The organism is Chryseobacterium sp. MYb328, assembly GCF_037572595.1.
GTDB classification, from domain to species: Bacteria; Bacteroidota; Bacteroidia; order Flavobacteriales; family Weeksellaceae; genus Chryseobacterium; species Chryseobacterium pennae.
Genome location: NZ_JBBGZQ010000011.1, coordinates 1 through 23307, shown reverse-complemented (window position 1 = coordinate 23307; position 23307 = coordinate 1). Strand labels below are relative to the sequence as shown.

Below are 23307 nucleotides of genomic sequence, written 5' to 3'. Positions count from 1 at the left end.
TTAATAACACAAACATAGCGGCTTACCTTTTGCAGGTAAAATATAAATGATCAACATTTCTATTTCCATGATCAACTTAGTTTGTCATCTATTTTTGACAATCATGAGTAAAATGAAGAGCTTTGTAAATAAAAAATGATGAAAAAAAATGCAAACTGGCCCATAGAAAAAATATCCTTCGAGGTCGTTTTCTTTGTGACAGTATTATTCCTGACAGTTCTTCATCAATGGATTGCTTCAAATACTTTCGGATATTTCTTTAGTCCTGTCCTATTTTTTATCGTCGTTTATTTGCAGGCCCAGCTATATCAATATATCGCGTTACCGTCACTTATCAATAAAAAATATGTTCAGTTTGGGTCCATAACTATTGTTTATCTATTGCTTTTAGTATTGGTATTCTCAGGCCTGAACAGATATTGGCCTAATCAAACTTATCATCATGGCGAACGGAAAACAATCAAGTTCATTATATACTATGTATCAACCTGTGTTATCAGCAGTATTTTCATCATTTTTCTGGCTTTGATCAGGCAATATTATCAAGCATTGGAAAAAAGAACCCGAGATCAGCTACTTCTTAATGAAATGAATACTAAGCTTCTTCACTATCAATTAAATCCCCATTTCTTTTTTAATATGTTTAACAATCTGTATGGGGTTAGTTTAACTCATCCAGAAAGAATTCCGGAATTAATTCTTCAACTTTCCAATCTCATGCGTTATCCTCTTGAAAAGGGAAACAATGCTGCTGTAAGCATAAAAGAAGAACTGGAATACATTAAAACTTACGTTAATATAGAAAAAGAAAGAAGTGGTAAGCGCTGTAAAATAACACTGAATCTCCCCAATGATAAAGAATCTATTTCCCATTATCAAATAGCACCTTTGCTATTAATAACACTGGTTGAAAATGCCTTTAAACATAGTGCAGGCTCCCTTAACGAATGGTTTGTCAAACTTCATTTTGAAGTTAACGCCAATGAGTTCAAGGTTGATATTTCAAATTCTCTCCCGGAAACACCTATAAAAAAAGAATCACTGGGAATGGGGCTCAGCAATATCCGTAAACGTCTGGACCTTTTATACTCTGAACATTATACTTTTGAAATCTATCAGCTAGATTCAGAATACAGAACCATTTTAACTATTCAATTAAATGCCTTATGAATCTCATGAATCCTCTAAACTGTATTATTGTAGATGATGAAGACGGAGCCCATCTTGTTATTGAACATCACCTGAACGGATTACAAAGTCTGAACCTTTGTGGTAGTTTTTTTAATGCAAAAGACGCCATGGATTACTTATACAAAAATCCTATAGATCTGATATTTTTGGATATCAATATGCCGGGTCTTACAGGGATGGAAATGCTGGCTGCCATGAATCATCCGCCATTAGTAATCCTTACAACTGCATATAGTGAATTTGCCCTTGAAAGCTATAAATATCAAGTGGTAGACTATCTGATCAAACCAATCTCTCTATCCAATTTTTTATCCGCGATAGACAAAGCTATTTCCAGATTCAAACCAATTGGTTTCCTTCCTACCCAAGAGCAACCACTTTCTCCCATTGAATGGTTAACTTTAAAAGTTGATGGAGATTATATACGGATTACTACTGATAAGATTGAATATATACAAAGCTGGGGAAATTATGTAAAAGTATTTACCGATGGACATTTTCTTTTATCTCCAATAACAACCAATGAGATTGAGCAAAAGCTGGATATTTTAAAATTCATCCGTATCCATAAATCTTATATAGTAGCATTAGATCAAATAAAAAAAATTACCGGGAACAGGCTTTATTTAATGAATGACACTGTTATTCCTATCGGCACAACTTATCGCAAACAACTTTTAGAACGGCTAAACTAAATAATTATTCCGGTAAAAATATTATATTTGTAAAGTGAAACACTTAAACAGCATATTACGTCTTCCATTCTTCAGTGAATATTACACTCCGAGCTATCGTTCGGGAAGACTTTCTATATCTGTAATCTAAATTAAATAATCTAATTAACATATAGAGCCCGGACAGTACTGTCCGGGCTTTTTTCATTTAAAATATTTCAACATGATCAATACATTACAAGAAAATGTCTCTATCATCCTCCCGGAAAACGGATTGGAAGAGAAATTAAAACAGGCAAAAGAAGAAAACAGAAAACTTTCCATTAAACTGGGCTTTGATCCTACTGCTCCTGATTTGCATCTCGGGCATGCCGTTGTTCTAAAAAAACTGAAGCAGTTCCAGGATATGGGTCACCAGATTATTATTGTGGTTGGTAGTTTTACAGCTAGAATTGGTGATCCAACCGGAAAAAATAAGGCAAGAAAACCTTTAAGCGCTGAAGATGTTCAGCATAATGCACAAACTTATATCAACCAGTTATCTAAAATTATTGATGTTGAAAAAACAAAGATTGTTTTCAATTCTGACTGGCTTGATGCATTAAATTTTTCAGAGGTTATTCAGCTGTTATCAAAAGTAACAGTTGCACAGCTGATGCACAGAAATGACTTTAACAAAAGGTTTACAGAAAATACACCTATTGCCATGCATGAACTGGTATACCCCATTCTACAGGGGTTTGATTCTGTAAAAATTGAATGTGACATTGAAATGGGTGGAACAGATCAGCTTTTCAACTGTACAATGGGAAGACAACTGCAGGAAGTTCATCAGATGCCAGCCCAAATCGTAATGTGCATGCCTTTATTGAAAGGTCTTGACGGAAAGGAAAAAATGAGCAAGTCTTTAAACAATATCATCGGCCTGACTGATGAACCGAATGAAATGTTTGGAAAAACCATGTCTATTCCGGATGCTCTCATTGAAGAATTTCTTGATCTTACCACCGATTTTTCAATGGAAGAGAAGACCAACTTGAAATTAAAAATGGAAAATGGGGAAAACCCAATGAACATCAAAAAACGGGTTGCCAAAAATATTATCAGTCAATACCATGATGATGAATCTGCCGAAAACGCTGAATTGTTCTTCAATAACCAGTTTCAGAATAAGAATTTTGAAGAGAAAAGTTTTGAACCTGTTCCTATCAATACGTTAACTCATATTCAGCATAAAACGACTGTCCTTGAGCTTTGTCATCAGTTAAAAAATGACCTCAGCAAATCTGCCGTCCGAAGACTGATACAAAGTGGCGGAGTTCAGATCAACACAGTTAAAATGATAGAACCAGATGAAGAAATTGAACTTGTAAAAGAAACTAAAATAAAGATCGGCAGAAGAAGTTTTTTTGAACTGGCTTAAAAATATGGATTGGAAGCCGGAATACTATACAATTTCCGGTATTCCTTTCCTGCTTAAGGTCAACTTTTATTTCCAAATCCAATTAAATCAATATCTTCGCCCCAAGAAACAAAAAAATGACGCAGGCTGAAATCCTTACCCTGATTGATGAAGAATTGTTCACTGACAACATTAAAACGGAGCTCAGTGAGCACAAAATTGTATGGACAGATCCTTCAGGTACGGAAAATTCGGTATCCCCACATCAGACAGCTATCAATAATGAAGGAATTATTGCATGGTGGCAATGTAATGAAGCAGGAAAAGAAAAGGTTCATATCAGACTAAGAGAAAAGAAAGTCATTACCTGGAAACCACCCATCAATACTCTGGGACAACCAACATTTCGGGATGGTATTTTGTATTTTCATGAAAACTATCTGATCATTAAGTATAAGGACACTCATTACCAAAGGCTTTTTATTTTTAACATCCGAACCTTAAAGAATGAAGAAATTCTTATCAATGCCCTTACCATTCAGGTTAAAATAATAGGAAATGAGTTATTTTTAGGAGGTCTTTACCAGGATGAAGAGTTTATAAAAATCACAATGTATCCGGATCATCTTGAAAAAGAAAATATTAATGAAGCCTATCTTCAGCAAAGAAAGATTACATTTGATTAAATAAAACAACTGTCAGCAAACAGGTTTATTTATCATTAAAGTCAGGAATTAATAGTACAACAAACTTGTATATGAAAAGAAATATTTCGATCTATATGTTTGACGGTATAAAAGCTTCAAGGAATCTTTATGAGGACCTACAGCATAGAATCTATCATACCATTACATTTAAAAATTATATTGAAGAGAAAGAAAATGGTAGCATAACCTTCAACAGGATTCTGGAATATATCAGAAATGATATTAATATGATGCCTCCCAATGACTTTTATGAAATCATCCATTTCTTTAGAAGTCAAATATATCCGCTATTCGCCCATGATTCTTTAGAAGCAAGAGAAGAATATCTTAAAACCCTGTACGATTATTTAGGAATCACTCGACTCTATGAGCTTGATACACTTAATGCGGGCAAAGCTTATGCTTATCTCTATGAAAATTATGTTGATTATTTTCCTATTGCCAGAATAAGGGGAAAGTATTTCAGTGCCAATATACAATCCGAAGATTTTTTACACTTCAATGATTTTCTGATTCTGATGACCAAAAGAATTATTGAAAGTAAATTATATGATTATGATGATGTGTTAACAGGAGAGGAAGAAAGCATCATTGAAACAATACGATTAGAAAACCAGCAAAACTTACTTTTATCTGAAGCAATTGAAGATCAGATGAAATTTCTTATAAATGTATTTTTTCCTGATGACAGACAAGATTTTATCCAGGCCGTTTATCATGCCTGTACCTTCTTAAAACAAGCCATCAAAATAAGATCAATGATTGATCTACAAAAAAATCCAAGGGTTATTATTGTAGATATTTATTAATTCTTTTCTCTCAACAGGGGAAATATGGCCTGAAATTCGAATTCAAAAAAAACTATGAAAACTTCACTTACCTACCAAAAAGCAACAGAAAACGATATTGATTATCTTCTTGATCTAAGGACGAAAACCATGGTTCCGCATTATGCAGAATCCAATCTTCCTACAGACCGCGAAACGACTCTCAACCGGATTCTTGATCAGTTTGATAAAGCAAATATTATTTTTCTGGATCATCAACCCATTGGGCTTTTAAAAATAGACCGAAAAAATACAAATATCGATATCCTACAGCTTCAGATTGATCCCAGCCAACAAGGCAAAGGACTAGGAAGAATGATCCTGAATGATATTCTGGAGGAAGCTTCTGCAACTGGAAAAACAGCTTCTTTAAGTGTTTTAAAAACCAATAAGGCTCAAAACCTTTATTTAAGCATGGGATTCAAAACAGTAAGTGAAGATGAATATTCTTTCTTCATGGAGTTTACACCGGATTAAACACGAATAATCACAAAAATAACCTCTCATTGATTAGGCAGATTGGGCAGTTTTTTTGATCACAGGATATTGATGATTGCGAAAAAGAAAATCAAAGATTTTCAAAATTTTTCTGTACTTCTTATGTAGAAAGCATCTAACTAGAAATCACTTAATCGCTAAAAACTTTTATGGCTTTTATGATTAATCTTATTTCCCACAGATTGCACGGATTTTCACAGATGATTGTGCATATAATGTGTAAAAATATTTTACCCTCGTTGATTAAGCAAATGTTTAAGTAAAAGTCTGCTTAATCAGCGAAAGTATAAAACAATATAAGTTTTGGTTAAAGCCATTGGATTTGGATAGAATATAAAAAATCAGGCTAAAGTACATTTCTATTGAATTTAAATACTTTCATTCTATTTTTTTTACTGCTATACTTCCAACTTCACTCTTCCAGCTTCCAACCTATCTCTATCTAATGATTCGCCATTGTCACATAAATCAGCCTTCCTCCCTCTTCTGCAGACAACAGTATTTTTTTTCCATCAGTGAGTTCTACCATAGATCCAGGCAGAATTTCTTTCTGTTCTGTAATATCCTTCATTCCTGGTAAACTTTGATTTACCAATACCCATTTTCCCTGATGAAAGGTAAAATATCCTACAGGCATTTTGTCCTGCATGGTGAGGTTTTCATTTCTGATCACCTTTCTGGACACATGCCATTTAAATAAATATTGGTTGTGATATACCATCAATCTGTGGTTTTCAGGTTTCCAAACCTCATCATCAAACTTAAAATACAGATCCAGAACCGGAAGCGTTCCCTGGTGTGGAGTTCCACAGAAAGGGCATTTCGGATTGCTGGTATTATCAAAGACATACCATTTCTCCGTACAGTCGGAATTCCGGCAAGGCTGTATCAGGTCTACTGTTTTCAGTAAAGCAGTTTCCCATTCATTAGCAGTGGGACGTCTGATTGGATCATGTAATCCCTCAATAAAAGTTTTTCTGAATAAATCCGCAAGGTACGGACCTGTTATAGTATAGGGAATTTTTTGCGGATCACCCCAAAAGGCATCCCATTTTCTAAGATGGTCAGTTCTTACATGATTGGAAGGATCATTAGGATGTTCCACAAACAGGGCTTTTTCACCCATAGAGATCATTTCATCCTTTTCAGAATCCAGATCCCAGATCTTCCCACCACGGAGAGGGTGTCTTCTCAACAGGTACATATAGATCAGCACTGCAAGAGCATGAAGATCAGTTTTTTGATTGGGCAGGTACCTATTGGGGTCCTTAAGGCTAAGATGTTGGGTTTTTAAAACTTCAGGCGCTATAAAATCAGCTGTTCCAATGACTTCCGGTGGAAATAATTTGGGAACAACAAGGCCATCAATATCAATAATACATGCAGATTTCGTCACCGGATCTACCAGAATATTATTATAGGAAAGGTCTGAATGTGCCAGTCCCATCTGATGAAGTTTTTTCACTCCCCTACTGATGTTAATAGCAATCTGAAAATAACTCAGCCAATCCCCTAATTCAGACTGATCAAGCCTTAATGGATACTGTGGGTTTCTGAACATCGGAGCCGTAAACCACTTTCCGACTTTATCTTCACTCTGAATAGTATCAGAACCTACATACCCTTTAGCAAAAAAGAATTTTTGATGATAAACAGGAACAACAATTCCTGTAAGCCTGTCTTTTTCCACAATATCATATGGCCATCTGAATATTTCGTTTAAAAAGTATTCTGCAGAATTACCGTTCTGAATGTTTTGCAGATAGGTAGAAACAATTCTCATAATTCTTTCTTTCTGCCCCTCATCCAGTGGATTTCTGTAAAATGCAACTACATATTCTCTGTCCGGCGAAAAGTAAACATCTTTTACTCCTCCCTGAATCGGTTTTTCATCTACATATTCATAGGATTTGGCTGCATCCAGAATGGAGACAACCCTGATGGTCTTTTTCATATTGAATTTAATAAATTATGGCCAGTGTACGGTCGTCATGGTTTCCGCGGCTCCAGAAATCAGTCCAGTGGAGAAGTTGTTGTGCAATTTCGGTATCATTGATAAAGTTTACTTTAGCAAGATCATCGTTAACCCCATTAAGATCGTTAAAAAATGTTTTCCAGCTTTCTGTATCTTCCAGCTTATTTTCGGTAAGGAATTTAGGATCATAAATCCCGTCTGTCATAAGTACCAGATATGAAAAATCCTCCACACAGCTTATCCTGAAACGGGAAACAATATGATCGTTGAAAATTTCCTTCATGGTCATAAAACGGGTACCCCCACTGAACTCACCGACATCCATGGTATTTAAAAGCTTTATCTCTGAAAAATCAGTATTGACAAGACTGATGGGACAGTCTCCTACTCCAAAATTCAAAATAACATATCCAAAACTGAACTTCTTAACCAAAGCAAAAATAAGAGTGGTATGCAGATCATTAATGGAAAGATTATTTTCAGAAGCTGTTTTCTCCAAAGCATGATGTACATATAAAACACCTTCATAAAGACGTCTTATTACATGTTCTTTGGCTCCATCCTGCTCTTTTTCTGAATTATCTGAGGTATAAATGATCTCGATATTATTTTCAATTTCATTTAAAACTTCCGGAGAACTGAAAAACTCATTGACAGAAATTGTTGCCAGCCTTGAACCTTCTCTTGCCATGGTAGCAGAGCCGGCACCATCAGAAACGGAAACAATATTCCAGTCTGAAGGAAGCTCATTCACAGCAAAATCATCCTCTCTGAATTTCCCTTCATGGGCATGAGAACGGCCTCTTTTAGAAACCACAACAATTTTTTTATCTGAAAATCTTCCCTGAAATGAAGCCTCATCTTCTTTATAAAAATCAGCTTCCTTGTCAGCAGGAATATTTTTCCATAAGTCTTTGGGATCAATATTAACCAGTAGCTGAACTCTTTTAATCTCAGTATTCTCTTTATCCTCAATATGGAAAAATTCAATATCCAGATGATAAAGATTATTGGCCATCGGAGTTCCTGAAATCCTGTTATTTTCAAACATAAGCCCGGTTACTTCTAAATTCGTGATGGTTTTAATCTTTATATTCGGAAAATCTTCTATTTCAAAACTGAATTCATAAAACTTTCCTACATTAGCATTTTTTAATACCCAGTGAACTTCTTTAAATTCTTCTTTTTCTTTATAGATAATTCCTTTTTCCATAGGTTTTTTCCCAATCCCAAAATAAAATGAAGGTATTTTCATGGCCTAAATAATTTAACCTAAAGTTCTGTTGATATCAAATCCTCCTCCGGAATATCCGTAATAATCGGAAGTTCCGCACCAAGGACATTTATTATACCCTTCTCCCTGCAGGCAATGAATTCCACCACATGAGCAAGTTGCCAGAGCAATAGGATTAGCACATTGAGGACAGGAAGTTCCCCCCTGAAGTTCTTCTATTGAAATTTTCAGATTACTCCTTTGGGCAGAAGACAGCCTGTAATAAGATTTTTCATCAATTTTGTAGGCTCCTTCCAGTTTATAATATCTGGTTGACATCCCTGGAATACTTGATTCCCCGAATGTTTTTTTAAATTTCATCAGATAGAGTTTATCCGTCTCTGAACATTTGCCATTCAGAACCACAAAATTATTATCCGGAAAACGCTGTTCCATCTGTGGATCTACCTTTTCAAGGATGACAGAGTCTATTTTAGACAGGTTAATTCCCTCTTTCTTTGCCTCAGTAACACTTTGGCTTGTAGTTTTAATAGAATCAGTTACCCATTTGAAAAATTCTTTATAGGAATTTTCATCTGTATTATTGAACAGTAAAACATTATCTGCCAGCGAGCCCAGAAGTTTATAATTGGTATTCTCTCCTATGGAAACCGCAATGGTATTAGCCTTTCCGTTATACTTACTCTTCCATCTTTCGATGGCCTTGGTAGCATCATCCGTAGGAACACCGTCTGTAAACAGAAAAACAATAGGTTTCCAGTCTCCTTTACGGTCATACGTCGTTTTTATAACCTCCTTATCAATACAATCCATGATTTTTATTAAACCCTGGGATAATGAAGTTCCGCTTCCAATCGGAATTTTGGGTGGATAAAAACTGATTATATCCTGAAGCGGTGTAATCACTTCAGCCTCTCCGGCAAAGCCTACCACTGAAATATAAACCGTTTCCAATGAATACGGATCCTTCTTCAGTTCCCTGACGATATTGGAAATTCCTTCCTGCACCTGTTCAATCGGGTCTCCTATCATAGATTCGGAGACATCGATCAAAAAATAAATGGGTAGCCTTCTCATACCTGTAAAGACAATTTTTTAAATAATAATAGTAAGCTCCGATGGTGGCGGAGGCAATGTTATGTGATCTGTTGTATTCTGCGAATGTCCGCTCTGAGTAATAGAAGAACTCACCCATCTGAAAAAGGAAGAGAGCGTTATGGCATCTGTAGTATCCAGCTTTACAACATGATCTGTAAGCTCCTTAAGATACTGTTCATCCGCTTTAGGACCAGCTGCACATCCTACAATGGCTCCAAATTCCAGCCCTCTAAGTACAGGAATCATCTGTCTGTATTTCTGAATGTCAGAAGGTTTTCCATCCGTAAATATAAAAAGTAACGGCTGCCAGTCTCCTTTTTCATCACCAGATCCTTTTACCAGATCCTTCTGAACAAGTTCTGCAACCATTTCTAAAGCTGCTCCTGTATGCGTTGGCCCACTATCCGGACAGGTAATCTCCATGGGATAAAAATTGGATAAAGCAGTTAAGGGAATGATATTTTTAACCTCTCTATCAAAGGTAATAACACTTAAATGAAGGCTGTCCATCGCTTGCGGATCTGTGCGGAGCATACTGATAAGGCCGTTGAAACCGTTATTCAGTGCCTGGATAGGCTCTCCATTCATGGAACCGGAAGTATCCAGTAAAAAATAGGCTAATAATCTTCTGTTCATAAGGCGGTTATTAATTCTGAAGCCGGCGGAGGAAGTCGAAGACTTCCCAGCCGGCTTTTATGTTGAATAGAAATTTACAATCTAGTTTGAATACGAATACTGCTGTCTCAGAATATCAATAAAGTTATCCGTATTGTGAGGTTCTCCCACGGCACGGAACTTCCAGTCTCCATTATGACGGTATGCTTCAGCAAAAACCATCGCACACATTCCGTTCATACTCGAATCTCCGGAAAGGCTGTATTTCGTAATTTCTTTCCCTGTAGCATCCACAGCACGGATAAATGCATTTTCAATCATTCCGAAATGCTGGTTATTGGTTCTTCCCTGATAAATGGTAACCAGAAATACAATTTTTTGGTAACTTTGATCCAGCTGGTCCAACTTCACAATGATCTGCTCATCATCCCCATCTCCGGCACCGGTTCTGTTATCTCCTGTCAACCATACATTTCCGCTTGGATGCTGCATAGAATTAAAGAAGATCACGTCTCCCTGATACATTCCCATTTGTCTTCCGTCATTCGTCTGAACCGTTCTCCCCAGATTAGCAACCTTTCCGTTACCATCTAAAAGAAATGCTACTGCATCAAGATCATATTCCGCTTCTTTATTAAAAAGTTTTCCAAAGAATCCTCCTTGCTTCCTTACATCCCATCCTAAACCGATCGTTACCTTTGAAAGGTCATAAACACTTTCTCCACGGTCGTTTTTTCTTAAATCAATCGTTTGACCTTTCTGTAAATTAATTGCCATAGCTATCGTTTTGTGTATTTAATGTTTATTTGATGATCTGTCCCTTATAATATTTTTCAAGGAAGAATCCAAGATCTGCTCTGTATCCTATTCCTGAAGCTTCGAATTTCCAGCTTCCGTTTCTCTTATACAGTCTTCCGAATTCAACACCCGTTTCAATAGAGAAGTCTTCATCCAGCTCATATTTTGCAATCTCCTGATTGGAGCTGTTGTCTACCACTCTGATGTATGAATTTCTTACCTGTCCGAAGTTCTGTTTTCTTCTTTCAAAATCTTCAATAGTAACAACAAAGAGGATCTCTTCTACTCTTGAATCTACTTTATCAAGGTCAATAACAATAGCCTCATCATCATCTCCATCACTGTTTTTTCCGCTTGGATCATCTCCGGTGTGGGTAAGAGCTCCATCCGGCGAAGTCAGATTATTATAAAAAACAAAATATTCCTCGCTTACTAATTTTCTGTCAGAATCAATCATGATTGCGGATGCATCAAGATCGAAGTCATAGCCTGTCCCTTCATTAGGATCCCAACCAAGTCCTATCGTCATTTTTGTCAGCCCGATCTCGATCTTCTGTCCTTTCTGTAGATTAATTGCCATAGTATTTTATATTATGAATTATTTTTTCCATTAAGATAGATTTGATTTACGAATTGACCAAATTTATTTACTAAAAATAATGGATATAAAGCAATTAAGTCTAATTTTCCCGATTAAATTAACGGCAACAAAAAAGGTTCAATTAAAAAACTGAACCTTTATATCGTATAATTATTGAATTATTTTTTAAAACTCCTTCTCTGAAGCTGCTTTATTTCTGGCTTTTGCCAGCATAGGAATAGAAATAAGTCCCATTACAAGCATGATCACAATCTGAAGCGGCAAAGAAATAAAGGAATAGGTAAGTCCCATTTCACCTCCAAGATCTGCACTCTTCCCTACTGAGATAAAAAGAGCCATAAAACCATATTTCATAGCCAGATTATAGGCTCCGATCCCACCACTGGCAGGAATAATCATTCCCATTGTTCCCACAACAATAATAAAGAAACCGTCTGCAAAGGTAAACGCTGAAGTTTCGGGCAATGCAAAACATACCAGGTAAGCGGCGAAATAATAGGAGATCCAGATTCCCAGAGTATATAAAACAAACTTTCCTTTTTGTTTTAATTTAAAAATGGTCATCAGTCCCTGAAAAATACCGTCAATAAAATTAACGATCTTACCCAGAAACGGAACATTCGCCAGTCTCTTTTTAAAGGCAAAAAACACAACTGTACCTCCGATTAATACAGAAAGAACAAGCAGTATCTTATTTGGATTAATATGTACTCCTGAGTTTTCATAAAATGACAGAATTGCGTCATATTTAAATAATAATGTCAGCCCTAAAAAACCAAGCATACATATAAGATCCACTACCCTTTCCAGGATGATCGTTCCAAAGGATTTGTCCACAGGAACTTTTTCTACTCCATATAGTGCGGTAGCTCTTGCCAGTTCTCCACTTCTGGGAATAGTAAGGTTCATTAAATATCCAAATGAAATAGACCAAAGCGAATTGGAATTGGAAATACTATGCCCCATCGGCTCCAGCATCAGATTCCAACGGATTGCCCTGAACCAATAAGCAAGAAGACCAAATACAGAGGCAAACAATACCCAAAGATAATTGGCCTTAGCTAATGATTGCTGAATCACTTTAAAATCAAGCCCTTTTAAAGCAAGCCATAAAAAAAAGCCTGCAAAAGCAAGCGATATTACTATTGTAAGTACTGATTTTAAAGGATTTTTTGATGTTTTCTCCATGAATTATGTAAGAAGGTTTGTTTTTTCATCCGGGAAAACGATCTTCGGCTGGAAATCTTTTGCTTCTTCAGGAGTCATCTGTGCATAAGCAATAACGATGATGATATCATCCTTCTGTACTTTTCTTGCAGCAGGCCCATTCAGACATACTTCTCCGGATTTTCTTTTCCCTTTGATAACATACGTATCAAAACGCTCACCGTTGTTCACATTAACGATATAGACCCTTTCTCCCACTACCAGGCCGGCAGCTTCTATAAGATCTTCGTCTATCGTTATACTTCCTATATAATTAAGGTCTGAGGCTGTCACTCTTACCCTATGGATCTTGGACTTAAAAACTTCTATTAACATGCTGCAAATTTATTAATAAAAATTAATAAAACAGACGTACACTACCATTAAAAAACTCCCATAAACAACGGGGTTTAATTTTATAAAACACAAAAAAAGAGACCATTACTTATATTATTGTCAATTATATTCTTAAAAACATCAATACTTTATACGCAATTTAGGATTTAATAAATACAGGAAATAATATTAACTTTTTGCTAAAGTCAATAAACATAAGCATTTGGCATGATTTTAGTAACCCGTAACGTAGATTTTTCGTTAAAACACGAATTATCATATTTTAACTGTTTTCACTGAAAAGTAAAAAAATTATGTAAGTTTTTATAAAAAAATTGCACAATTAGAAAATAGTATTATATTTGCTATAATTACGAACTAACTTTAATATTAAAAATTATGAACAAGTCTGAATTAATCGACGCAATCGCAAAAGATGCAGGTATCACTAAAGTTGCAGCAAAGGCTGCTTTAGAATCTTTCATTGGTAACGTAACTTCTACTTTAAAGAAAAAAGACGGAAAAGTTTCTTTAGTAGGTTTCGGTACTTTCTCAGTAGCTGAGAGAGCAGCTAGACAAGGGATCAACCCTGCAACTAAAAAACCAATCAAAATTGCTGCTAAAAAAGTTGCTAAGTTCAAGGCTGGAGCTGATTTATCAAATGCAGTTTCTGGTGCTAAGAAAAAATAATCATTCAGATTACGAAAATTCAAGACCGCTTCTCCGAAGCGGTCTTTTTTATACTCAATATTACTGACATTGGATGGATTATTAATTATGGCTTCGAATTCCTAAACTGAGAATTATATTCAAAAATTGAGTGATTAAGATAGAAGGAACCATAAAGAAGAATGAAGGTATTAAGATTATTTAGTCTTGGCCAAAGCCTTTAGAATATATATAATAAATAAGCGGACTAAAGCCCGCTTCTATGGATGGTTTTAAATCCTTTTTATAATTTACTGAAAATAGGTGTAACAAACCCTCTACCTACTCTTTTTCGCTTTTCATACTTACCTATGGAGCCAATCGAGAAACCTTCCAGTCCAGCCCGTCCAGCTGATATACAATTCTATCGTGAAGGCGATTAGGTCTTCCCTGCCAGAATTCAATTTCGTAAGGCTTTGCAAGATACCCCCCCCAATGAGCGGGTCTTGGAACTTCAGTGTTTTCGTATTCTTTTTCCAGATCCTTTAATTTTTCTTCTAAAAACTCTCTGTTCGGAATTTCCTGACTTTGAGGAGAAACCACAGCACCCAACTGACTTCCTTTGGGCCTTGAATGAAAATAACCCTCACTTAGATTTTCTGCCACTTTCTCAAGATTGGCTTTGATGATGATCTGCCTCTCCAGATTAGGCCAGAAAAAATGCAGACAGGCTTTATGATTGTGCTCTATTGCTTTCCCTTTTTTACTGTTATAATTGGTATAGAAAATAAATCCTTCGTGAGTATAAGCCTTCAGCAATACCATTCTTGTTCTTGGACAACCGTCTTCCTCTACCGTAGAAACCGCCATAGCATTGACTTCTGAGATCTCAGGACTTTCAGTTGCCTCCAAAAACCAGTCTCTAAACTGCTCAATTGGATTTTGTTTTATCTCACTTTCAATAAGTTGGGATTTGTCATACACTTTTCTTTTGTCGTGCAGGTTTTCCATAAATATTTTTTATTAAATTTGAGTATGAATCACTCATACAAAGGTAAAATATTAATCTCGACACCTGACATTTCCGGCGATATTTTTTCCAGATCGGTAGTATTGGTTATTGAACATAACGAAAGCGGAGCTTTTGGTTTGATACTGAATAAAAAGAATAGTCAGATGAGCAGTAAATTCAAAGATTTCTTTGATTTTAAGATCGAGGTATACGATGGTGGCCCTGTGGAAAATGACAAGGTATTCTTTATTGTAAAGAGTGATGAAAAAGTAACTGAAATCTATACTGATATCAACGATGAATACTACCTTACCGAAGATATCGAGCGCATCATCAATGCTGTATTAGCCAATGAACTGGATATTCACAATATAAAAATCTTTTCCGGATATTCCGGATGGGCTCCTAACCAGCTGGACAGTGAAGTTCAGAGAAAGATGTGGACTGTGGTAGATGTTTATAACCTTGATTATACCCTTCCAAATGACCAGACATTATGGAAATCAATCATGCAGAATCTTGGGGGTGAATTTTTACTTTGGGCCAACTCTCCTGAAGATATCTCATTAAATTAACTATATCCTTTTCAGATCAATAAAATAATTAACAAATTTTAGGATTTTGTTAACCAATTTTAAAGAAAGTTTTCCCGTTCTTTGAAAAACCAAAATTACTGAAATGAAAGGTATTCCATTACTTGCTTTATCAATCTTTTCGACTGTCTTTTTATCATTCACTCCTCTCAGCAAGAAATACATTGTCATAGATGCCGGTCATGGCGGAGATGATTATGGCGCGGTGTATGGCAGCTTCAATGAAAAAGATATCACACTAAGTATTGCGAAAGAAATTCAAAAACTTAGCGGAAAGCAAGAGCTATACGAGGTCATTTTAGTAAGAGATGAAGATACTTACCCCAGCCTTTCCGAAAGAACTGATCAGATCAATAAACTGAATCCTGAAATGGTATTTTCACTCCATGTCAATACCTCTTCTCAGAAAGAAACCTCAAAGCATGGTACTGAAATATATGTTCAGAATGCTGAAGACTCAAAGAAACTGGCGGGAAAAATTTATAAAAAATTTGATGTCCGTAAAATTGAAGAGCGTAATCTTCATATTTTGAGAGAAACCAAAGCTCCTACGGTATTGGTAGAACTTGGATTCATCAATAATTCCACAGACAGGAATTATGTCACCAGTGAAAAAGGACAAAAGGAAATTGCACAGAAATTCGTTGACATTATCAACGGAAACTAAATAAAAAAAAACAATTTCTGATTTACTCAGAATAAAACCCGGTAAAGGACTTTATAACTTGTTGTTTACCGGGTTTGTCAATTTTTATGAATTAAAACTCTTTTTCCAGCTTTCTACCAATTCTGTGAATCGGGAAATTTCAAAGGTCTTATTTCTTATTTTACCTACAGAAAATATGCCTTTCTCATCAGAAATCATCAAAATCTCTTCTGCTTTCTGAGATTCAAAAGCAATAATTTCGTGTTCCTGAATATCAGCCAGATTATTTTTATGTAAGAAAGTAACAAAATTTTCCATCAAAGGAGAAATGTAAGCACCTTCTGTCTGCTTTGGAACTTTAATAATATTACCTTCCATGAATAAAAGGTTTCCGGACGTGGTACGGGCAATTCTTTTATTAGGGTTCAAAAGGATTACGTCATCAAGGTCATTTTCCTGAGCATAAATTTCACCATAGATATTTTCCGGACAATGTACTCTAATGTTACTTAAGAGATTATTATTTACATTAATTTCCTTGATCAGATCCAGGTCCAAAGGTCTTTGGTGAACAGCCAGTACATCATCCATTTCTTCAACTTCATAAAAGTAAGAAATTGAAGATTTTGCCAATATCACAGCATCCTGATTTCTGAATACCTGAAAATTGATAATTCCGTTTTTGATTCCTTTACCGTCTATGATATCCTTTTGGAATAGTAACTGGAAAAACTCCAGTGTATAGGTTAAAGGAATATTCATTCTCATCTTTCTCATGGAAGCCATCAGGAAGAAGTAACATTCTTCATCCATGATCAATCCGCCGTTTCTTACAAAGAAAGAAACCTTCACTGCGTCGCCCCAAAGAAAGGCTCTGTTCTTTACATTTAATGCGTCTGATGTAAAATATTGATTTTCCAATTTTTGATGTGATTTATTTACAAAAAAATAATGAACGATAAATCGTTCATCAGTTTTATCATTTAATAAAGCTCTGCATTACGCAGCACCTAATTTTATTCTGAGATTCTCAATAAGATTTTCCCAATACATTGCGTTTTCCTCTTCGTCACCTTCTTCACAAAAATCTGTAATATTCAGTGCAAGATCTTCTGTAATATCATCTATTGTGATAGTCATTTCAAAGAAGTTTTTAGTTCCCTCATCTTCTTCCCATCTGAAACGTACGAAACCTTCAGGCTTATATCTGATCAAAGTGGCCTTCTCTGCAGGTCCTCCACCCCAGCTAAAAAAGAAATCATCGCCTTTCTCTGTTACCTCATCCGCAAACCATTCAGACAATCCCTCCGCAGTAGCCAGATACTCGTATAAAATCTCTGATAAACAGTGCATTGGAAATTCGTAATGGACTTTATGTTTCGCCATATAATCTTTGTTTTTATCGTCCCGCAATATATAAATTAATTTTTTTATTACACAAAATTGCAGTTACTTTTTTAAAGAATCTGCATGATATTTATCAGAGATTATAAATACCTATTCTATTGCATATAAACCGTTAAAATTACCATGTTAAGCATAAAAAAAATCTCTCAATTCTGAGAGATTTATATCAACTGTTTCGAGTTATTTTTAGTTTGTTTAAAAGTGAAAATTTAATTCTACAAAACCTACTTTTCCGAATCCTGTTTCACTCCACCCGGTCTTCTTATCCTTTTGGAAAGTATCGCGGTCTACAATATAAATGTATTTATAATAAAACATAGGTTCTGTAGAAATGGAAAAATGCGGAGAAATGAAGTACTGAACGCCTATAAAGGCCCCTATTCCGTTATCATACTGGGGTTTATTAATATTCTTGTAATTAGAATATCTCATAAAAGCATCTGCCCCATAATAAAAGTTCCAGTTACGGTATCTTTTAAGGTTTCTGTCAACCCCAAGCTTCATGGCAAACTGTGTAAACCCTCCTTCACTATCATCCTTCTTATAATCAAATCCTGTTCTATAAGACCATTTCCCTTTCGGAGAATACCGGTAATTGATCACCATTGCATTATCATCGGATGCAAAAATGGATTTAATAAACTTATTAATCCCAATACCTATCTGATGTTTCGGGATCGTAAATAAAGTATCTTTCTGAGTCTGGGCCAGGCACAGGCATGAAAAGAAAAGAAAGAAAAATGCTGTAATAATACGTTTCATAATAAAAACATCTCAAAGACTTATAAGCCTTTGAGATGTGTATCTTTTTTAGTTATGTTATTTTATATAATTTGCGAATATAGCTTTGATCTTCTGCTCAAAATCACCAATATACACATCTGTATTTTCAGTAGTTCCATCAGCATATACAATAAAGAATTCTCCTTTTCCATTTACTGTTTTATAAATGATCTCCCCAACCTTTTGTCCGGAATAGGATACTACAGCTTTAGAGTTTGCATTAATCTGGCTATCTGTTGGATCATTAATGGCAGCTAATGCTTCTACATTCATGCTGCAGTTAATTTTAAGATTCCCTTCTGTTACAGATGCTGTGATTGCTTTAAAATCATCTTTAGAAGATATATTAGCATAGTCCGCATGTTTTAATGTAACATTGGCAATAACTTCACTGTTTGCTCCCTGAGGTGTAGTAGCATTATATTTGAACTGGAATTCTTTACTTGAATTTCTCTGCCATGTAATCGTCTGTGTCCAAGGGGAAGCAAAGATCTTGATATTGGCACTGATCGGCATACTGAAGTTAGTACTGTTATCAAAAGTTACATTTGATAAGTTCATGCTAAAAACTGTATTATTACTTTTCTTTAATGTAAGATCAAAAGTTTTCGGAAGCCAGATTGTTTCAGAATTGTAGCTTGTCTGAACATCAGTATAGGAAGTAAGTGTTAATTCTCCGTCAACAGCTGCCTGATTCTTAACTGATGGAAATTTAAGAACAACTCCTGTAGAATTTCCTGTCTTAGCCCATTGCCCTGTAGCATTATTAAAAGTATATTCACCCAGTTTTGTAGCAAACTGCAGCTTGTTATTGATCAGAACTTCTCCATATTGGTTTTCGAAACTTTCGATAACATTATTTAGGTGGCTATCATCGTACTCCTGAGCAGTATTATTGAACATGGTGTACAATATATATTTGGACAGATCGCCATCATCCAATACATTCAGCTTATCATAAAAACCGTTAATTGTTTTCTTGATATTTTCTTTGTCCTGTGCTACTGTTGTGGTACGATTTTCAGTAATAGAATCATCTGAGCTCCCGCAGGCCTGAATTCCCAGGATAGCAGCAAGTCCTATCCCAGTGAATAAAATAATTTTTTTCATGGTTATTTTTTTACGCCGCGAAAGTAAAGATTTTTTCTATATGTTCAAAGTTTTATAAAAAGAGTCTTATTCTTCATCCAGAATCTGTAAAATAATTTCACAGCCTTCTCTGATCTCTTCTTTTGAAATGGTTAACGGTGGAGATATTCTCAAATATTCATTTCTGTACAACTGCCAGAAAACAATAAGCCCGTTTTCCATACATTTTTTAGCAACATTTAAAGTATATTCAGGTTCCCCAAGGTTAACGGCAAGCATCAATCCTTTACCATTAATATTTTTAATCTTCGGATGTACCAAAAGCTCCCTGAAGAGATTTTCTTTTTCTTCAATTTCTTCCATCAGACCACTTTCCAGAACTTCTTTCAAGGTGGCATAGCTGGCTGCTGCAATCAGTGGATTTCCTCCAAAAGTCGTCACGTGTCCCAGTTTTGGAGAATGAGACAGGGTTTCCATAATTTTTCTGGAACTCATAAAAGCTCCTACAGGAACTCCACCTCCCATTCCTTTCCCCATGACCAAAATATCAGGAACGATTCCGAAATGCTCAAATGAAAACAGTTTTCCTGTTCTTCCAAATCCAGGTTGAATTTCATCCAGAATCAAAAGTGCACCTACTTCTTCACATCTTTTTTTCAGTCTAATCAGATAGTTATTATCAGGAACCAGGAATCCGGCAGCTCCTTGAATGGTTTCCAGAATAACACAAGCCGTTTTTTCTGTGATCTTTTCAAATTCGCTTTCATTATTGAATTCGATAAAAGACACCATTGGCAACAATGGACGGAATTCCCTTTTATGATTTTCATTTCCTGAAACACTTAGTGCTCCATGAGTATTTCCATGGTAAGAATTTTTAAAGGAAACAATTTCTTCTCTCCCGGTATATCTTTTAGCAAGCTTCAAACTCCCATCAATGGCTTCAGCACCACTATTTACAAGATATGTCACCTCCAAAGGCTCTGGAGTAGCCTCCGCCAGTAACTTACATAATGCAATTGGTTTTTCCTGCGCATATTCTCCGTATACCATTACGTGAAGGTATTTATCTGCCTGTTCCTTGATGGCATTCACAACTTTTGGATGTGAATGTCCCAGAGTATTGGCTGATACTCCCGCTACAAAATCAAGATATTTTTTCCCATCTGTACCATAAATATAGTTTCCTACCGCTTTTTCAACTTCAAAACCTGCTGCAAATTTTGTGGTTTGCGCCTGATATATAAAAAAATCTTTGTGCATTTCCATTGTCTCAAAAAATTTCAGCAAAGCTATAAAAGATTCAGCAAACGCCGAAATTATTGATAGGGAATAAAAAAAGCCACGCTTACTAATGTAAATGTGACTTTTCATTGAAATATTAAGATTCGTTTTATCTTATAACACCTTCTCTACTGTTACATAACTGTCATTGGTAACTGTATAATTGGTTGTACCACTTACTTCCGTAATGGACTCTAAAGTAATATACTGTCCCTGAACCGCATACACTGAAATATCCAAACTAATCTTCCGGTTGGTACCATCAAAATTAACTGTATCTTCAAGCAATTGAAATCTTTTGACATCATTCAGGTATAAACTGGCTCCTAATCTGTTACTAAATGATCCGGCAGGACCTGTAAAATTAAGATTGAGATTAACTCGATATAATCCTGTTTGCCTAATGTACAGTCTATTCAGGTTTGCTCCTGTTGTAGGAACGTTTGTTTTAAGCTTTAAAGGATCGGCAAGAAAATTGGGTTTATCGATGGTATTATTTATCGGTAGTAAAGCTGTACCATTGGTAGTTGATACAGAATTTAACCGGAATCTTGAGATATTATCAGATTCTATTTCAAAAGCCTTGCTCCATACGAGACCGTCAAAAACCATTACCTGTCCTGTAGCTTTAACAAACAAGAGCATTCCTCTTAATTCCTCTATCCTGGTTGCCGGAGCACTTGCTCCTGTATATGGAAGATCTGTTGCTGCATTTACAGCTGGAAGTCCAAGACCTTTTACACCAGTTGCTTCACTGGTATTGGTAACATACATCATTACCCTGTCATTTCCATTCGCGTTAGAATCGGGATTAGAGATATTGGTGAAATTCACCTGTGCACTGTAAATATTGATCGCCAATAAAGACAGTCCGAATAAATATTTTTTCATCTTAATAAGCTTTAATTAAACGTGCTGCAAGGTAAGAGTTGATTGAGTTGGCATCTGTCCCATAAGCAGATAGAGACCCTCCTGATCCACCAATAGTTCTGATTGTAGGAATAACCCTTAATTCAGCACCTACCGGCAATGAAAGCGTCTGGGCAAAACTGCATGTTTTATTTCCATTAGTATCAATAACAAATATGAGTGAATAGTTTGACTTGGTAACGATAGTTTCCCAATTTCCTGTAGGTACATACCTAACCTGTAATGTCAGTTTAAACTCTGTAACTCCAATCTGGGCTCCAAGCGATCCACCAGTAAACCCTAAAGCAGCTCCTACATCATAGACTCCAGCCTGTTTTATTGTTACATTACTTGCATTCTTTAATGTAAGATTATCAACAAGAACTTCGCTTTTATTATCCGGAGCTAAATAAACGGCAGACCCTGTTGAAAGACATATTCCTAAACCGAAAGCAATACAAGGAATTGAAATCCCTGAAGAGATTCCCAGTCTTGATCCTTTAGGCTGGTATATCCCCTGGATCTGTCTTGCAGGATTCCAGGCATAGCCGTCATATTTGTAATATTGATCATCTGTCTTATTGTAGATAAGCCCTCCTATAAGGTTAGGATAGTCATTAAATACATCTGTCACTCCAGCGTTATATTGTGGAAATGAAGTAAAGCTATTAGAATAAGGAAGTATTACTCCTTTAGTTCCGTCCAGAACTTTTACTATATTTTTTGTGCTATAAATATCACCACCAATACCTACCTGCGCCTGTAGAAAGTATTGGCTAAAAAGTGCTATAATAAGTGTAACCTTTTTCATCTTATTGCATATTTATTTTTTCAACAATAATATCCGATATAGAGTTTCCTGTAGTGTTCATCGAAAAAAACATATTACTTCCCAGACAACCACCTACCAGCATTGCCTGGTTACCATAAAATCTTAATCTAGCTCTGTCATTAGCATTAAAAACACCTACATAGGTAAATGCAAGCGACTGACCTACGTCTATAGATCCAATAGGTATTGAACCCAATGAAAGTAATCCGCCTGTGGTATTACTTACTGTATTATTAACAGGCTTCCAAGATGTACCATTATCAGAACTGATTTCTAAGTTCAATCTGGAATACAGGTTGGTTGATGCACCTATACATGTAGGTGTCCCCACGTTAAGAGTACCACTTTTAAATGATATTTTATATAAACCTCTTGTTTTAAAATTAATCACATTACTTGTGGTACTTAGTAAATCTACATCAGTTGATATTTCATTCAGAGCAGGTATTCCTGTAGTAAATGGTACATCTACTGCTGCGCATTGCTGATTAGATCCTATAATACAATTGGGGAATGGTAACAGCACACAGGGATCACAAGTAGTAGTTACAGTACCATTTCTTATAAAACGGGCCATTTTGTTATTCTTCATGGTGGTTACAATAGGATCTGAAATCTTCCAACTTGTTCCGTCATTCTGAACAACACTTCCTGTTTCACGGTTAAAGATAATGGAACTTTGAGTCCCATCTCCCGTTGTACCAGTTAATGAAGCAGGCAATACTGAGGTGGTATTGGCTCTTGGTAATCTGGTGGCGTAATCATCTTGCTTTACGTGCAATTGAGCTCGAACGTCTGGCTGGAAGCCCGCGGTTTTGGAAATACCAACTTGGGCACTAATCTTTATATTAAAAATAATAAAGATCAAGATAATAAATTCTAATTTCATATTGTCATTTTTAGATTGGCTTGACCTATTAAATGTATAAAATATTATAATTA

Annotated in this window: 26 protein-coding genes; 9 read left to right on the top strand and 17 right to left on the bottom strand. The window is 35.7% G+C overall.

The annotated features are described in order from the left end of the window. The first annotated feature begins 135 nt into the window (after positions 1–135). The 6 genes from WH267_RS12370 to WH267_RS12345 all read left to right on the top strand — a co-directional run bounded on the left by WH267_RS12370 (position 136) and on the right by WH267_RS12345 (position 5278). A complete protein-coding gene (locus tag WH267_RS12370; protein WP_340008587.1) occupies positions 136–1170 on the top strand; it encodes a sensor histidine kinase in 1035 nt (344 codons plus the stop codon). Positions 1171–1175: 5 nt separating this feature from the next. Continuing rightward, positions 1176–1886, top strand: coding sequence for a LytR/AlgR family response regulator transcription factor (locus WH267_RS12365; protein ID WP_115970229.1), 711 nt, complete (start codon positions 1176–1178; stop codon positions 1884–1886). Between the two features lie 202 nt (positions 1887–2088). Next, positions 2089–3288 carry a tyrosine--tRNA ligase gene (gene tyrS / locus WH267_RS12360; RefSeq protein WP_340008583.1) on the top strand — a complete coding sequence of 400 codons (1200 nt, stop codon included), beginning with the start codon at positions 2089–2091 and terminating at the stop codon, positions 3286–3288. 116 nt (positions 3289–3404) lie between these two features. Continuing rightward, a complete protein-coding gene (locus WH267_RS12355) occupies positions 3405–3953 on the top strand; it encodes a hypothetical protein (RefSeq protein WP_340008581.1) in 549 nt (182 codons plus the stop codon). 71 nt (positions 3954–4024) lie between these two features. Beyond that, positions 4025–4783 (top strand): hypothetical protein, encoded by a 759-nt coding sequence (locus WH267_RS12350; protein ID WP_340008579.1) that lies wholly within the window; start codon positions 4025–4027, stop codon positions 4781–4783. A gap of 54 nt (positions 4784–4837) precedes the next feature. Next, the gene (locus tag WH267_RS12345; RefSeq protein ID WP_340008577.1) at positions 4838–5278 is read left to right on the top strand and encodes a GNAT family N-acetyltransferase; all 441 of its coding nucleotides are present in this window, start codon (positions 4838–4840) and stop codon (positions 5276–5278) included. 463 nt (positions 5279–5741) lie between these two features. Here the strand turns inward: WH267_RS12345 and WH267_RS12340 are convergent, their stop codons facing one another. From WH267_RS12340 to panD, 8 genes are all read right to left on the bottom strand, one after another. Beyond that, positions 5742–7253: a helix-hairpin-helix domain-containing protein gene (locus WH267_RS12340; RefSeq protein ID WP_340008575.1), complete on the bottom strand. Its 1512-nt coding sequence runs from the start codon at positions 7251–7253 to the stop codon at positions 5742–5744. A 7-nt stretch (positions 7254–7260) separates the two neighbouring features. Continuing rightward, positions 7261–8529 carry a PP2C family serine/threonine-protein phosphatase gene (locus tag WH267_RS12335; RefSeq protein WP_340008573.1) on the bottom strand — a complete coding sequence of 423 codons (1269 nt, stop codon included), beginning with the start codon at positions 8527–8529 and terminating at the stop codon, positions 7261–7263. Positions 8530–8541: 12 nt separating this feature from the next. Further along, a complete protein-coding gene (locus tag WH267_RS12330; RefSeq protein ID WP_340008571.1) occupies positions 8542–9585 on the bottom strand; it encodes a TerY-C metal binding domain-containing protein in 1044 nt (347 codons plus the stop codon). 18 nt (positions 9586–9603) lie between these two features. Then, positions 9604–10242 carry a vWA domain-containing protein gene (locus WH267_RS12325; RefSeq protein ID WP_115970095.1) on the bottom strand — a complete coding sequence of 213 codons (639 nt, stop codon included), beginning with the start codon at positions 10240–10242 and terminating at the stop codon, positions 9604–9606. A gap of 81 nt (positions 10243–10323) precedes the next feature. Next, positions 10324–10998 (bottom strand): TerD family protein, encoded by a 675-nt coding sequence (locus WH267_RS12320; protein WP_115970094.1) that lies wholly within the window; start codon positions 10996–10998, stop codon positions 10324–10326. Between the two features lie 25 nt (positions 10999–11023). Continuing rightward, positions 11024–11599, bottom strand: coding sequence for a TerD family protein (locus WH267_RS12315; RefSeq protein WP_115970093.1), 576 nt, complete (start codon positions 11597–11599; stop codon positions 11024–11026). A 186-nt stretch (positions 11600–11785) separates the two neighbouring features. Beyond that, positions 11786–12808 carry a lysylphosphatidylglycerol synthase transmembrane domain-containing protein gene (locus tag WH267_RS12310; RefSeq protein WP_115970092.1) on the bottom strand — a complete coding sequence of 341 codons (1023 nt, stop codon included), beginning with the start codon at positions 12806–12808 and terminating at the stop codon, positions 11786–11788. Positions 12809–12811: 3 nt separating this feature from the next. Next, positions 12812–13162: an aspartate 1-decarboxylase gene (panD, locus tag WH267_RS12305; protein ID WP_047386679.1), complete on the bottom strand. Its 351-nt coding sequence runs from the start codon at positions 13160–13162 to the stop codon at positions 12812–12814. Positions 13163–13561: 399 nt separating this feature from the next. Between panD and WH267_RS12300 the strand changes: the two genes are divergently transcribed. Further along, positions 13562–13852: an HU family DNA-binding protein gene (locus WH267_RS12300; RefSeq protein WP_027379880.1), complete on the top strand. Its 291-nt coding sequence runs from the start codon at positions 13562–13564 to the stop codon at positions 13850–13852. A gap of 327 nt (positions 13853–14179) precedes the next feature. Here the strand turns inward: WH267_RS12300 and pdxH are convergent, their stop codons facing one another. Beyond that, positions 14180–14821: a pyridoxamine 5'-phosphate oxidase gene (gene pdxH, locus WH267_RS12295; protein ID WP_340008565.1), complete on the bottom strand. Its 642-nt coding sequence runs from the start codon at positions 14819–14821 to the stop codon at positions 14180–14182. A 24-nt stretch (positions 14822–14845) separates the two neighbouring features. Here pdxH and WH267_RS12290 point away from each other — a divergent pair, with 24 nt between their 5' ends. Then, complete coding sequence (locus tag WH267_RS12290; RefSeq protein WP_115970090.1) at positions 14846–15397, top strand: YqgE/AlgH family protein; 552 nt, start codon at positions 14846–14848, stop codon at positions 15395–15397. Between the two features lie 103 nt (positions 15398–15500). Continuing rightward, on the top strand, positions 15501–16082 hold the full coding sequence (locus tag WH267_RS12285; RefSeq protein ID WP_340008562.1) for an N-acetylmuramoyl-L-alanine amidase family protein: 582 nt from the start codon (positions 15501–15503) through the stop codon (positions 16080–16082). 84 nt (positions 16083–16166) lie between these two features. Here the strand turns inward: WH267_RS12285 and WH267_RS12280 are convergent, their stop codons facing one another. The 8 genes from WH267_RS12280 to WH267_RS12245 form a co-directional block, all read right to left on the bottom strand. Next, the gene (locus WH267_RS12280) at positions 16167–16982 is read right to left on the bottom strand and encodes an aminotransferase class IV (RefSeq protein ID WP_340008560.1); all 816 of its coding nucleotides are present in this window, start codon (positions 16980–16982) and stop codon (positions 16167–16169) included. Positions 16983–17060: 78 nt separating this feature from the next. Then, positions 17061–17447, bottom strand: coding sequence for an START-like domain-containing protein (locus WH267_RS12275; protein WP_034696870.1), 387 nt, complete (start codon positions 17445–17447; stop codon positions 17061–17063). A gap of 216 nt (positions 17448–17663) precedes the next feature. Continuing rightward, positions 17664–18230, bottom strand: a complete 567-nt coding sequence (locus WH267_RS12270) for a hypothetical protein (RefSeq protein ID WP_115970087.1) — start codon at positions 18228–18230, stop codon at positions 17664–17666. A 57-nt stretch (positions 18231–18287) separates the two neighbouring features. Continuing rightward, positions 18288–19361 carry a hypothetical protein gene (locus WH267_RS12265; protein WP_340008556.1) on the bottom strand — a complete coding sequence of 358 codons (1074 nt, stop codon included), beginning with the start codon at positions 19359–19361 and terminating at the stop codon, positions 18288–18290. Positions 19362–19427: 66 nt separating this feature from the next. Further along, positions 19428–20603: an aspartate aminotransferase family protein gene (locus WH267_RS12260; RefSeq protein WP_340008778.1), complete on the bottom strand. Its 1176-nt coding sequence runs from the start codon at positions 20601–20603 to the stop codon at positions 19428–19430. A 135-nt stretch (positions 20604–20738) separates the two neighbouring features. Beyond that, positions 20739–21515, bottom strand: a complete 777-nt coding sequence (locus tag WH267_RS12255; protein WP_123317997.1) for a hypothetical protein — start codon at positions 21513–21515, stop codon at positions 20739–20741. Position 21516: 1 nt separating this feature from the next. Continuing rightward, positions 21517–22344 carry a hypothetical protein gene (locus WH267_RS12250; RefSeq protein WP_340008552.1) on the bottom strand — a complete coding sequence of 276 codons (828 nt, stop codon included), beginning with the start codon at positions 22342–22344 and terminating at the stop codon, positions 21517–21519. Between the two features lies 1 nt (position 22345). Then, positions 22346–23254 (bottom strand): hypothetical protein, encoded by a 909-nt coding sequence (locus WH267_RS12245; RefSeq protein WP_340008550.1) that lies wholly within the window; start codon positions 23252–23254, stop codon positions 22346–22348. Positions 23255–23307: the final 53 nt, after the last annotated feature.

Coding starts and splice junctions, on each gene's coding strand:
- WH267_RS12270 (WP_115970087.1), bottom strand. CDS start 18,230: ATGAAACGTATTATTACAGCATTTTTCTTTCTTTTCTTTTCATGCCTG.
- WH267_RS12325 (WP_115970095.1), bottom strand. CDS start 10,242: ATGAACAGAAGATTATTAGCCTATTTTTTACTGGATACTTCCGGTTCC.
- pdxH (WP_340008565.1), bottom strand. CDS start 14,821: ATGGAAAACCTGCACGACAAAAGAAAAGTGTATGACAAATCCCAACTT.
- tyrS (WP_340008583.1), top strand. CDS start 2,089: ATGATCAATACATTACAAGAAAATGTCTCTATCATCCTCCCGGAAAAC.
- WH267_RS12350 (WP_340008579.1), top strand. CDS start 4,025: ATGAAAAGAAATATTTCGATCTATATGTTTGACGGTATAAAAGCTTCA.
- WH267_RS12315 (WP_115970093.1), bottom strand. CDS start 11,599: ATGGCAATTAATCTACAGAAAGGACAGAAGATCGAGATCGGGCTGACA.
- WH267_RS12355 (WP_340008581.1), top strand. CDS start 3,405: ATGACGCAGGCTGAAATCCTTACCCTGATTGATGAAGAATTGTTCACT.
- WH267_RS12260 (WP_340008778.1), bottom strand. CDS start 20,603: ATGCACAAAGATTTTTTTATATATCAGGCGCAAACCACAAAATTTGCA.
- WH267_RS12310 (WP_115970092.1), bottom strand. CDS start 12,808: ATGGAGAAAACATCAAAAAATCCTTTAAAATCAGTACTTACAATAGTA.
- WH267_RS12345 (WP_340008577.1), top strand. CDS start 4,838: ATGAAAACTTCACTTACCTACCAAAAAGCAACAGAAAACGATATTGAT.
- WH267_RS12275 (WP_034696870.1), bottom strand. CDS start 17,447: ATGGCGAAACATAAAGTCCATTACGAATTTCCAATGCACTGTTTATCA.
- WH267_RS12300 (WP_027379880.1), top strand. CDS start 13,562: ATGAACAAGTCTGAATTAATCGACGCAATCGCAAAAGATGCAGGTATC.
- WH267_RS12330 (WP_340008571.1), bottom strand. CDS start 9,585: ATGAGAAGGCTACCCATTTATTTTTTGATCGATGTCTCCGAATCTATG.
- WH267_RS12365 (WP_115970229.1), top strand. CDS start 1,176: ATGAATCCTCTAAACTGTATTATTGTAGATGATGAAGACGGAGCCCAT.
- panD (WP_047386679.1), bottom strand. CDS start 13,162: ATGTTAATAGAAGTTTTTAAGTCCAAGATCCATAGGGTAAGAGTGACA.
- WH267_RS12340 (WP_340008575.1), bottom strand. CDS start 7,253: ATGAAAAAGACCATCAGGGTTGTCTCCATTCTGGATGCAGCCAAATCC.
- WH267_RS12320 (WP_115970094.1), bottom strand. CDS start 10,998: ATGGCAATTAATTTACAGAAAGGTCAAACGATTGATTTAAGAAAAAAC.
- WH267_RS12335 (WP_340008573.1), bottom strand. CDS start 8,529: ATGAAAATACCTTCATTTTATTTTGGGATTGGGAAAAAACCTATGGAA.
- WH267_RS12245 (WP_340008550.1), bottom strand. CDS start 23,254: ATGAAATTAGAATTTATTATCTTGATCTTTATTATTTTTAATATAAAG.
- WH267_RS12265 (WP_340008556.1), bottom strand. CDS start 19,361: ATGAAAAAAATTATTTTATTCACTGGGATAGGACTTGCTGCTATCCTG.
- WH267_RS12285 (WP_340008562.1), top strand. CDS start 15,501: ATGAAAGGTATTCCATTACTTGCTTTATCAATCTTTTCGACTGTCTTT.
- WH267_RS12255 (WP_123317997.1), bottom strand. CDS start 21,515: ATGAAAAAATATTTATTCGGACTGTCTTTATTGGCGATCAATATTTAC.
- WH267_RS12250 (WP_340008552.1), bottom strand. CDS start 22,344: ATGAAAAAGGTTACACTTATTATAGCACTTTTTAGCCAATACTTTCTA.
- WH267_RS12290 (WP_115970090.1), top strand. CDS start 14,846: ATGAATCACTCATACAAAGGTAAAATATTAATCTCGACACCTGACATT.
- WH267_RS12370 (WP_340008587.1), top strand. CDS start 136: ATGATGAAAAAAAATGCAAACTGGCCCATAGAAAAAATATCCTTCGAG.